This is a genomic window from Nonomuraea soli (assembly GCF_013761175.1).
Classification (GTDB): domain Bacteria; phylum Actinomycetota; class Actinomycetes; order Streptosporangiales; family Streptosporangiaceae; genus Nonomuraea; species Nonomuraea soli.
The window spans coordinates 392,546-403,432 of sequence record NZ_JACDUR010000008.1 but is presented as its reverse complement, the minus strand read 5'-3'; the positions used below and the strand labels follow the sequence as shown (position 1 = coordinate 403,432).

Annotated in this window: 12 protein-coding genes; 7 read left to right on the top strand and 5 right to left on the bottom strand. The window is 70.5% G+C overall.

Annotated elements, in window-relative coordinates; translation table 11 throughout:
- Nucleotides 1-6 precede the first annotated feature (6 nt).
- Together HNR30_RS38070 and HNR30_RS38065 are read left to right on the top strand one after the other, a co-directional pair.
- Nucleotides 7-1,494 carry an N-acyl-D-amino-acid deacylase family protein gene (locus HNR30_RS38070; protein ID WP_181614982.1) on the top strand — a complete coding sequence of 496 codons (1,488 nt, stop codon included), beginning with the start codon at nucleotides 7-9 and terminating at the stop codon, nucleotides 1,492-1,494.
- Nucleotides 1,495-1,745: 251 nt separating this feature from the next.
- Nucleotides 1,746-2,864, top strand: a complete 1,119-nt coding sequence (locus HNR30_RS38065) for a globin domain-containing protein (RefSeq protein WP_181614981.1) — start codon at nucleotides 1,746-1,748, stop codon at nucleotides 2,862-2,864.
- Between the two features lie 79 nt (nucleotides 2,865-2,943).
- Here the strand turns inward: HNR30_RS38065 and HNR30_RS38060 are convergent, their stop codons facing one another.
- Nucleotides 2,944-3,750: a helix-turn-helix domain-containing protein gene (locus HNR30_RS38060; RefSeq protein WP_181614980.1), complete on the bottom strand. Its 807-nt coding sequence runs from the start codon at nucleotides 3,748-3,750 to the stop codon at nucleotides 2,944-2,946.
- A 135-nt stretch (nucleotides 3,751-3,885) separates the two neighbouring features.
- Between HNR30_RS38060 and HNR30_RS38055 the strand changes: the two genes are divergently transcribed.
- From HNR30_RS38055 to HNR30_RS38045, 3 genes are all read left to right on the top strand, one after another.
- Entirely contained in the window at nucleotides 3,886-4,965 is a 1,080-nt protein-coding gene (locus HNR30_RS38055) for a WD40/YVTN/BNR-like repeat-containing protein (protein WP_181614979.1), read from the top strand.
- 3 nt (nucleotides 4,966-4,968) lie between these two features.
- Nucleotides 4,969-5,265 carry a ubiquitin family protein gene (locus HNR30_RS38050; RefSeq protein ID WP_181614978.1) on the top strand — a complete coding sequence of 99 codons (297 nt, stop codon included), beginning with the start codon at nucleotides 4,969-4,971 and terminating at the stop codon, nucleotides 5,263-5,265.
- A 139-nt stretch (nucleotides 5,266-5,404) separates the two neighbouring features.
- Entirely contained in the window at nucleotides 5,405-6,331 is a 927-nt protein-coding gene (locus tag HNR30_RS38045; protein WP_181614977.1) for an aldo/keto reductase, read from the top strand.
- A gap of 203 nt (nucleotides 6,332-6,534) precedes the next feature.
- Here the strand turns inward: HNR30_RS38045 and HNR30_RS38040 are convergent, their stop codons facing one another.
- Nucleotides 6,535-7,053, bottom strand: coding sequence for a hypothetical protein (locus tag HNR30_RS38040; RefSeq protein WP_181614976.1), 519 nt, complete (start codon nucleotides 7,051-7,053; stop codon nucleotides 6,535-6,537).
- Nucleotides 7,050-7,526, bottom strand: a complete 477-nt coding sequence (locus tag HNR30_RS38035; protein ID WP_181614975.1) for an anthrone oxygenase family protein — start codon at nucleotides 7,524-7,526, stop codon at nucleotides 7,050-7,052. Before HNR30_RS38035 ends, HNR30_RS38040 begins: the two co-directional genes overlap by 4 nt.
- Before the next feature lie 79 nt (nucleotides 7,527-7,605).
- Here HNR30_RS38035 and HNR30_RS38030 point away from each other — a divergent pair, with 79 nt between their 5' ends.
- Both HNR30_RS38030 and HNR30_RS38025 read left to right on the top strand, forming a co-directional pair.
- Entirely contained in the window at nucleotides 7,606-8,277 is a 672-nt protein-coding gene (locus tag HNR30_RS38030) for a TetR/AcrR family transcriptional regulator (protein ID WP_181614974.1), read from the top strand.
- 401 nt (nucleotides 8,278-8,678) lie between these two features.
- Complete coding sequence (locus HNR30_RS38025) at nucleotides 8,679-9,335, top strand: formylglycine-generating enzyme family protein (RefSeq protein WP_181615216.1); 657 nt, start codon at nucleotides 8,679-8,681, stop codon at nucleotides 9,333-9,335.
- 115 nt (nucleotides 9,336-9,450) lie between these two features.
- Here HNR30_RS38025 and HNR30_RS38020 read toward each other — a convergent pair whose 3' ends face one another.
- Together HNR30_RS38020 and HNR30_RS38015 are read right to left on the bottom strand one after the other, a co-directional pair.
- A complete protein-coding gene (locus HNR30_RS38020) occupies nucleotides 9,451-9,906 on the bottom strand; it encodes a VOC family protein (protein WP_181614973.1) in 456 nt (151 codons plus the stop codon).
- Nucleotides 9,907-9,952: 46 nt separating this feature from the next.
- Nucleotides 9,953-10,887 (bottom strand): acetylxylan esterase (locus HNR30_RS38015; protein ID WP_181614972.1); only part of this gene is annotated, 935 nt, incomplete at its 5' end.

Here is a 10,887-nt window from a genome sequence, read left to right as displayed (position 1 = left end):
AAACGTATGGATCTCTTGCTTCGCGGTGGCACGGTGTACGACGGTCTCGGCTCGCCCGGTGTGGTCGCCGACGTGGCGATCTCCGGCGGCCGGGTGGCCGCCGTGGGGTCCGGGCTCACCGCCTCGCGCGTCATCGACGTCTCGGGTCTGGCCGTCGCACCCGGCTTCATCGACGCGCACTGCCACTCCGACCTCGTGCCGCTGATGGACGACGCCCAGCCGTTCAAGCTCTTCCAGGGCGTCACCACCGAGATCAACGGCAACTGCGGCTTCTCCTACGCTCCCTCGGCGCCCGCGCTGGAGGAGCTGACCGGCCATGCCGTACCCGGCTGGAGCTTCGCCGGATACCTCGACGCGATCGAGGCCGCGGGGCCCACCAACCACGTCGCCACCCTCGTCGGCCACTCCACGCTGCGTGCCGCCGTCTCGGGCTTCTCCGAGACGACGTCGGTCGAGGCGATGGCGGAGCTGGCGCGCGAGGCCTTCGAGGCGGGGGCGTGCGGCCTGTCGAGCGGCCTCATCTACCCGCCCGGCTCCTACGGCGACACCGAGGAGCTGGTCGCCCTGGCCAGGGTCGCCCACGCGTACGGCAGGCCGTACACCACGCACATGCGCAACGAGAGCTCGGAGCTGGCCGCGGCGCTCGACGAGGCGATCGAGGTCGCCACCCGGGCCAGGGTGCGGCTGCAGGTCTCCCACTGCAAGGTGGGCGGGCTGCCCAACCACGGCCAGGCCTCGATGTTGCTGGAGCGGCTGCGCTCGGCCCGTGCCCGCGGCGTCGACGTGCTCGGCGACCAGTATCCCTACCTGGCGGGCTCGACGGTGCTGGCCGCGCTGCTGCCGCCCGTGGCCCTGTCGGGCGGCAACGTCGCGGCCCGGCTGTCGTCGCCCGGCGAGCGGGCCAGGCTGCTGGAGCTCAGCTCCGGGTCAGGGCTGTGGCGCGACGCCGCGCCCGGCAAGGTCCTGGTGACCTCGCACACCCGGCCGGGCGTGGCGGGGCGCACGCTGGCCGACCTGGGCGGCACCTGGGACACGCTCTGCGACCTGGTCGCCGAGGATCCCGCCGCGCAGATGGTCATCGAGATGATGGACGAGGCCGACGTCGTCGAGATCATGGCCGATCCGCTGATCGGCATCGGCTCCGACAACGGCGCGCCCGTCGGGCTGGAGCATCCGCGCACGTGGGGCTGCTTCCCTCGCTTCCTCGGCGCCTACGTGCGCGAGCGCCGGGTGGTGCCGATGGCCGAGGCGGTGCGCAAGATGACCTCCCTCGTGGCCGACCAGTTCGGGCTGGCGGGCCGGGGGTGGCTGGGGGCGGGCGCCTATGCCGACATCACCGTCTTCGACCCGGAGACCGTGGGGCACGCGGGCACGTATCTGGAGCCTTCCGCGCGGCCCACGGGAATCGTGCACGTTCTGCTCGAAGGGCGGCCGGTGGTCGAGCACGGGGAGTTCGGCGGAGCTCGCGCGGGGCGCGTGCTGAGAATGGCCTAACGCGAAAGTGATGATTATTCGCTTTTTCTCCTGGGACTTCTGATACGGAAAATAACGGTCCCGTTACGGATAGTTCTACTTCGCACCGTATTGAGGGGAAACGGTTGTGACGCCCGAGAGCGGGTGTAAGACTCGAATTCGAGCGATCGGTTGGGCCGGGGCCGCCGGACGCTCTTCACCCGGAATGCCAGGGAGGTGCTGCGACTCGATCGGAAATAACGGTTCCGATCGAAAGGTGGGGTAAAAGTTATATGTCGTTGAATCCGCGCCTCGTCAAGGAGAGTTTCTCCGTCGTCGAGCCGGTGGCCGACAAGGCCACCGCCTACTTCTACGGGCGCCTCTTCGCCGAGAATCCACACCTTCGGGGAATGTTCCCCCCGGCGATGGACGTCCAGAGGGACCGGCTGTTCAGCTCGCTGACCCGGATCGTCTGGAGTCTCGACAGTCCCGACAGCATGGCCGGCTACCTGAGCCAGCTCGGGCGCGACCATCGCAAGTACGGCGTGATCGCCGAGCACTACACGGCCGTCGGCAACGCGCTGCTGGCCACCATCCGGCGCTTCGCGCGCGAGGTGTGGAACAGCGAGATCGAAGCCGCCTGGGTGGCCGCCTACACCGCCGCCGCCAACCTCATGATCGACTCCGCCGACGCCGACGCGGGGGTCTCCCCGGCGTGGTGGCTGGCCGAGATCATCGATCACGAACTGCGCAGGCCCGACATCGCCGTCATCACGCTGCGGCCCACGCAGCGCCTGCCGTACACCGCGGGACAGTACGTCAACGTGCAGACCTCCCGCTGGCCCCGGGTGTGGCGCACGTTCTCGATCGCCAACGCCCCGCGCGCCGACAACACCATCCGGCTGCACGTGCGCGCCGTCAGCGGCGGCTGGGTCTCGACCTCGCTGGTGCGCCACACCCGCATCGGCGACACGATCATGCTGGGCCCGCCCATGGGCACGATGACGTCGCCCGAACGCGGCAACCGCGACCTGCTGTGCGTGGCGGGAGGCACCGGGCTGGCGCCGATCAAGGCCATCATCGAGCAGGTCATCGCCTCGGGACGGCGGCCCAACGTGCACCTGCTGTACGGCGCGCGGACCGCCGCCGAACTCTACGACCTGCCCGACCTGATCAGGATGGAGGCGTCGTTCCCCTGGCTACGGGTGCTTCCCGTGGTGTCGGACGAACCGGCCTTCGACGGGATGCGCGGGCACCTGCCCGAGGTGACCGAGCGTTTCCACACCTGGTCCGAGCACCAGGTGTACGTGTGCGGGCCGCCGGGCATGGTCAACGAGACGGTACGGCGCCTGCAGATCAACGGGGTGCCGCTCGCCCGCATCAGCCGCGACGTGGTCCACGGCGAACACTGATCCGGCCTCCCCCTCCCCAGGTCATCCCCTTTTCCAGGTCACCCGCCGCCCCAGGTCACCCGCCGCCCCAGGTCACCCGTCACCCGCCGCCGTTGAAGACGGCGGCGGTCGCTTCGTCGGCGGGCCACAGCGTCTCGATCGCCAGCTCGGAGACCGTCACGTCCAGCGGCGAGCCGAAGGTCGCGATCGTCGTGAACATCGACAGCACCATCTCGCCGTGGCGGATCCGGAGCGGCAGCAGGATGTCGCCCGGTCCCGGCACGTGGGCCACGTTCAGCTCCACCCCCGGGTAGGTGTACCCGGCCAGCTCGTCGTGCAGTTCGCCCAGCCGGCCGTCGCCCGACGCCTCCGCCTGCCTGCGCAGCCGCTGCAGCAGGTGGGCCCGTACCTCGGCGAGGTTCACCAGCTTGGCCGCCATGCCGTCCGGGTGCAGGGTCATCCGCAGCACGTTGACAGGGTCGGTCTTCATCAGCTCCTCCGACACGCTGCCGCCGAAGAAGGCCATCGCCGCCTCGTTGGCCGCCACCAGATTCCACGCCGCGTCCACCACCACCGCCGGATAGGGGTTGTGGGCATGCAGGATCTTGTCGATCGCCTGCCGTACCACCCCCATCTCCGGCGCCTGCACCTCGCGCTCGCGGAAGGCGGGCGCGAAGCCCGCGGCCACCAGCAGCCGGTTGCGGTGGCGCAGCGGTACGTCGAGCTCCTCGGCCAGCCTCATCACCATGTCGCGGCTGGGATTGGCCCGGCCGGTCTCCAGGAAACTGATGTGCCGGGACGACACGTCGGCCTCGATCGCCAGGTCGAGCTGGCTGACCCGGCGCCGCTGGCGCCAGGATCGCAGCAGCTCTCCGAAGGTCTCCTCGTGTACGGCAAGAGCAGTCATGGTCGGCACGTTACCGACATATGGGAATGCCCACGATTACCTGGGAGGTAGCGGACGGGCAAATCCCGTAGAGCCCGGCTTTTGTCGGTAGCCCGTGACACCATGGCCGCAACCATCTCGACAGGGAGCAAGATCATGACTGATGCACTGCTCGCCATCGGCACCCGCAAGGGCCTCATCCTGGCCCGGTCGCGCGACGGGGGCCCGTTCGAGGTCGAGCCCATCCAGTTCTCCACCGTCGGGGTCCAGAGCGTGGCCATCGACACCCGAGGCGAGACCCCGCGGCTCCTGGCCGGGATCGAATACGGCCATTTCGGCCCCTCGGTGATGTACTCCGATGATTTGGGTGCCAGCTGGCACGAAGCCGACAAGCCACCGGTCGCCTTTCCCGAGAAGACCGGCGCCACCCTCGAGAAGGTCTGGCAGCTGCTGCCCTCGCCGTCGGAGCCCGGCGTCGTCTGGGCCGGCGCCGAGCCCGGCGCGCTGTTCCGGTCGGAAGACGGCGGCGTGACCTACACCCTGGTCGAGGGCCTGTGGGAGCATCCGCACCGCGAGCAGTGGCAGCCCGGCGGGGGCGGCCTGTGCATGCACACCATCCTCGCCCACCCCACCGACCCGAAGATCATGGGCGTGGCCGTCTCCACCGGCGGCTTCTACCGCAGCACCGACGGCGGCATCTCCTGGCAGGCCGCCAACCAGGGCATCCGCGCCCCGTTCATGCCCGAAGGCCAGCAGTATCCCGAGTTCGGGCAGTGCGTGCACAAGGTGGCCTTCCACCCGTCGCGTCCCGACCGGCTCTTCCTGCAGCACCACTTCGGCGTCTACCGCAGCGACGACTTCGGCCTGTCGTGGACCGACATCGGCACCTCGCTGCCCTCCGACTTCGGCTTCCCCGTCGCCGTGCACCCCTCCAAGCCCGACACCGTCTACGTCCTGCCGCTCCACGCCGACATGGACCGCACCCCCGTCGGCCACCGCTACCGGGTCTACCGCAGCGACGACGCGGGAGGCTCCTGGCAGCCGCTCGACTCCGGGCTGCCCGAAGGCCCCGTCTACGGCACCGTGCTGCGCGACGCCATGAGCACCTCCGAGGCGGGCCTCTACTTCGGCACCCGCGACGGTTTCGTCTACGGCTCGCGCGACGACGGCCAGACCTGGCAGGAGGTGGCGCGTCACCTTCCCGACGTGCTCACCGTCCGCTCCGCGGTGCTCTGACCCATGGGGAAAGCCGCGACCATGGTCGTGTTCGTGCTGCCCGCGACCCTGCGCCACTGGGTCGGAGGTGACACCGAGGTCAAGGTCTTCGCCGTGGGCGCGCCCCCGACCCTGGGCGCCGCGCTCGACACCCTCAGGCGCACCCATCCCGTCCTCGAGGAGCGCCTGCGCGACGTCGACGGGCGCATCAGGCGCCACATCAGCATGGTGGTGTGCGGGGAGAACGCGCGGGCCGTCGGCGGCCTCGACTGCGCCCTGCCTCCCGGCGCCGAGGTGTACGTTCTGCCGGCGCTTGGCTGATCTGCTATATTTTCGCCACTTCCTGAAGCCTCCACGTCGACCGGGCACCGCCCCTGTCGCACCTGGAGGCTTCTTTGCGTGTCCGCATCCCCGCATGCCGCATTTGCGCGTCCGCACCCCGCAGAGGAGCCCCCGCTCGATGTCCACCCCTAACGCCACCCCTAACGCCACTCCGAACGCCACTCCGAACGCCGCTGCGGCCGGCACCTGGAAACTCGGCGACCTCGTCGTCAACCGCCTGGGTTTCGGCGCCATGCGCCTGACCGGAACCGCCGCCTTCGACCAGGGTGTCCCCCGCGACCGCGAACCCTCCATCGCGGTGCTGCGCCGCGCCGTGGAGCTGGGCGTCAACCACATCGACACCGCCGCCTTCTACTTCTCCTCCACCCGCTCGGCCAACGAGCTGATCAACCGCGCCCTGGCGCCCTACCCGAGCGACCTGGTCATCACCACCAAGGTCTGGCCCGGCCGCGACCCCTCGGGCCAGTGGTGGTGGGCGGCACCCGAGCAGCTGCGCGGCCAGGTCGAGGAGAACATCCGCCAGCTCGGCCGCGACCACCTCGACGTGGTCAACCTCCGCATCCCGCCCAGCCGCGTGGCCACCTCGATTACCGACCACTTCGGCGCGCTGGCCGAGCTGCGCCAGGCCGGGCTCATCCGCCAGCTCGGCATCTCCAACGCCACGCCGGAGCAAATGGCCGAGGCCAAGGCCATCGCGCCCGTCGTGTGCGTGCAGAACCCGTACGGCATCGGCGCCCCCGCCGCCGGCCAGGACCTGCTGCGGTCGTGCGGCGAGCAGGGCATCGCCTTCGTCCCGTTCTTCGCCATCGCCGGCGCCGGCCGCGAATCGGGCGCTCCGTCGATGGACGCCGACGCCGTCACCGCCGTCGCCCGCGCCCACGGCGTCTCGGCGGCGCAGGTGCGCCTGGCCTGGACACTGCAGCAGGGCCCTCACGTGCTCGCCATCCCGGGCACCGGCGACCCCGGCCATCTCGACGACAACGTCGCCGCCGCCTCGCTGCGCCTGTCGGACGAGGAGATGACTCTTCTCTCGTCCATTCGCTGACGTGCCACTGCGGCAGCGGCTCTCATCGCGGCTCGGACTGCACGGGCTCCTTCACTGCCGATCCGTGGACTCGGCACTCGCCGATCTATGAACCCGGCACCCCGGTCCGTGGACTCGGTGCCCGCCGATCCGCGGACCCGGCACATGCCACTCACACATGGGTATCCAGCTCGCCGCGGCGCTCCTGCTGATCGGCGTGCCGTTCAGCCTCGGTTCCCGGCCATCATGGCGACAATCCGCTCAAACGACGGGGTGAGCTTCACGGCGATGGCCATGTCGGCGTTGACCCAGTAGACGTTGACCGCCCGATCCCCCATAGCGATCAGCCCGTCCACGACCGAACCGTTCTTGTCACAGACCTGCGCCCGCGAGACCTCGCGAACGCGGCCCGCGTTCCCGGCGCAGGTCTGTTCGAAGCTCTTCCGCACCGTGTCCACCTCAGGCCCTTCGACCAGGTCGGTCCGCATCGTCAGGGGGTCGTCACCCTGCTGCGGGGCGTCCGCCGCCGTGTAAAGGCAGACCATCGCCTTGATCGACTCTGTCGTCTCCAGCGGGTAGGAGTCGTGTTTCTCCCTCAGCTGCCATCGCAGGGACGTCTCCTTGTCCAGGTCCTCGGTCGCGAGCGGACATCCGCCGTCCTCCGTGGAGGGTGCCGAGCATCCCGTGAGCAGGGCCACGGACAGGAGGGCAAGGGCGGGCACGATCGGTCCGGGACGCGTCACGAGGACACCTGCCTGTCGAAGATCTGCGCCGCCGCGAGGCACACGAAGGCCGTGACGCCGAGAACGCTTCGAACGAGATGCAGGTTCAGCCACCGTCGGCGACTCTCCTGCCAGTCAGCGGGCAGCGCTTCAGGATCCCAGCCGTCCGCGATCCGGTTGAGCGGTTCCAGCCCCGCCAGGGTGAGCACGACGGTGAGGAGCACCAGGATCAGGGCGGCCGAGCTGAGGCCCAGGACGAGCCAGCCCCGACGCGCCGACAGCACCGCGACCATGATCAGAGCCGCCAGACCGGTCAGGAGAAGAGGTGGCATGGCCCGTCCGTAGTCGACGTTGAGCGCCTGCCAGTACCTGACGTACGCGACTCCCGGCATCCGGGACACCGACGGTGCGATCACCGTGAAAAAGACCCCGCCCGCGTACAGGCCTATCAACAGGAGCGCCGCGATCCTGGACACGGCGAGCAAAAGGGACACTCAACACCTCCTTCATTGGAAGTAAACTCTTTCATTAGAGCAACATCTAGTCAATATAGTTCTGGAATCATGGCATGCGATGACCGAGCAGAAGAAGCGGCGCTCCTACTCCAGCGCGCTACGCCAGGAGCAGGCACAGGCCACCCGGCAGAAGATCGCGACGGCGGCGCGGGAGCTGATGCTGAGGAAGGGCTACGCCGACACCACCATGGCCGAGGTGGCGCGCGACGCAGGAGTAGCCGTTCAGACGCTGTACACCTCAGCCCCCGGCGGCAAGCCGGCGCTGGCCAAGCTCGTCTACGACATCACGCTGGCCGGGGACGCCAGCCCTGTGCCGCAACGGGACCGCGCCGAGGTCCAGGCGATCATCGATGAGCCGGACCCGGTGCGCAAGCTGGCCAAGTACGCCGCCATGGCGACGGCGATACTGCTGCGCATCCAGCCAGTGCATCGCGTGCTGCGCGCCGCCGCCGCCGCGTCACCCGCCGACACCGGACTCCAAGAGCTCCTGACAGACATCGAAGGTGAGCGACTGGTGGGCAGCCGCGGACCGGCCGAGCATTTGCACGCTCTCGGCGCCCTGCGGCCGGGCCTCCCCGCTGCGCGCGCGGCCGCGCAGATCTACGTGCTGACCTCGACGGAGAACTACGAGAAGCTGACCGAGGTGTGCGGCTGGAACGCGGACGAGTACACCGACTGGCTCGCCACGACGCTGGCGGCAACCCTGCTCGGAGGCTCTCTCACGCGTTAGCGCACCACCTTCACCGCCCCGCCGACCCGCTTCCGCCGCCCCGTCGTCCCGTCGTCCCGCGTGCAAGCACCCGTCCCGCCACGCCCGGGGGCAGGGTGACCGAACGGCCACGCCAGGGGCAGGGTGACCGAGCAGCCAGGCCGGAGACGGGGGCCGGAGACGGGGGCCGGAGACGGGGGCCGGAGACGGGTGGCCGAAGGCGGGGGCGACCGGAGGCGGGTGGCCGAAGGCGGGGGCGACCGGAGGCGGGGTGACTTTGAGCAGGATGCTGTGCCCGGGCTTCGAGTTGGCCCGGGATGGGCCCGGCGAAAGGGCTGGGGTTGCCGAGGGGTGCCGGAGAGACTGGGCTCCAGGAGGGCGTCCGTGCCGTCGATAAGATCGCCGGCGTGAGAGCAGGCGAGATGATCCCCCTGGCCCCCGGGCAGGTGATGTTGTCCGACCGGCGGACGCAGCGCACCTGGCCCGCCGCTGTCGCGCCCTTCCTGCTCGCCTCCTGTCCCGTCACCCAGGGCGACTACGCCGACGTCACCGGAGCGCAGCCCAGCAGCGCGCCCGGTGCGGACCGGCCCGTCGAGACCGTGTCGTGGCACGACGCGGTGCGCTACTGCAACGCCCGCTCGGAACGCGAGCGTCTCACCCCCGCCTACCGCCTGTCGCCCGACGGGACGGACTGCGTGTGGGACGCCGGGTCGGACGGATACCGGCTGCCCACGGAGGCCGAGTGGGAGTACGCCTGCCGGGCGGGCAGCACCGGGCCCAGGTACGGCTCGCTTGACGAGATCGCCTGGTATCGGGCCAACTCGGGTGAGCGCAGCCACCCCGTCGGAGGGAAGGCGCCCAACGCGTGGGGCTTGTACGACATGCTCGGCAACGTGTGGGAGTGGTGCTGGGACGTCTACGACGCCGAGGTCTACGGCAGCTACCGGGTGTTGCGCGGCGGCGGGTGGTTCGACGAGCCGTGGAGCTGCCGTGCCTCGGTGCGTCGCCGCAGCCACCCGACGCTGCGGCTGGACGATGTCGGTTTCCGCGTCGCCCGGTCGGCGCAGGAGCTCAGTTGATGCGGTACTCCGTGGCCCGGGTGGCGGAGGAGCTCAGCTGATGCAGAACTCCGTCGCCCGGGTGGCGGAGGCGCACTGCTGATACAGAACTCCGTGGCCCGGGTGGCGAAGGCGCTCAGCTGATGCAGAACTCGTTGCCCTCCGGGTCGAGCAGGGTGATGGCGTAGTAGTCGGTGATGCCGATCTCCGGTCCGGCGACGCGGGAGATCGTGGCGCCGAGGGCGATCAGGCGGGCGGCCTCGGCGTCGATGAGCTCGCGGCGCGCCTCGAGGGTGCCGCTGCGCCGGTTGGTGACGTCGAGGTCGAGGTGGAGGCGGTTCTTGACCTCCTTCTTCTCGGGCACCTGCTGGAACCACAGGCGGGGCCCGGCGCCGGAGGGGTCGACGATGGAGTCGTAGCCGAGGCCGTCGCCCACCTCCTCCTCGGGCAGGCCTCTGCTGCGCCAGTAGTCGGCCCAGGTGTCGAAACCGTCGGGCGGCTCCTGGAGCTCGTAGTGGAGCGCGGCGGCCCAGAAGTGGGCCAGCCGGTCGGGGTCGGCGCAGTCGACGGTGATCTGGAAGCGGGTTGCCATGAGGTGATGGTGTCAGGCCCCACCGACAATCCGGCCCGGCCGGCGGTCAGCCCGGCTCGACGGTGAGGAAGCGGTGGATGGCGCTGCGCAACTCCGCGGCCTCCGCCTCGGCCCCCTCGTACTCCGCGTGCCCGTGGCTCAGCACCACCAGCTCCCGCACCCCGGCGGCCAGCCCGTTGTAGACCGCGAACTGCCCGGGCGGCGGCACCGCGGGGTCGTAGAGGGCGGCGGCCACGAGCATCGGGATGTTCACCCGGGTCGCCGCCGAGGCCGCGTCGAAGTACCGCAGCACCTCCACCACCTCCGGGTGGGCGGCGTGGTGGGCGCGGACGGCCTCGCCGCTGCCCAGGCAGGGCAGGGTCAGCCGCAGCGGGATGTTGCCGAAGCTCGGCACCACCAGGACGCCGCTGGTGAAGCGCGGGTCCCACGGCAGGGCGAGCGCGCCGAGCCCGCCGCCGAAGCTGGTGCCCACGTAGTCGAGCCGCCCGGCCTGCGGCACGAGTTCGCGGAGGGCGGTGGCCGCGCACCACACGTCGGCCGCGTTGCCGCCGTGCACGTAGGTGTCGCGTGCGGCGATGCCGTGCAGGACGTGCTCGGCGGCCAGGGAGGGGATCTCCGGCGACAGGCTGCGGTCCCCGAGTCCTCGGGCGCACGGCCAGATGGCCGCGGTGCCGGGGCCGGGCAGGGTGGTCTCGGGAGCGGTGCGCCCGCCGTACCCGTGGACGACGACCAGGCCGCGGGTGACCTCGCCGTCGGCGGGCAGCGTCAGCCAGCCGCCGACGCGGAAGCCGCCGCTCGAGGTGTAGGTGACGCCGTGGACGCGCATGCCGTCCTGTTCGTACTCCAGCGGGCCGAGCTGCGGGGCGACGGCGACGTCGAGGGCCTGGGCGTACAGGCCCTGCCAGAAGGCGTCGAAGTCGGCGGGAGGCGAGGGGGCGGGTACGGCCAGCAGCGCGTCGAGGTCGTAGCCGTAAGTCGGGT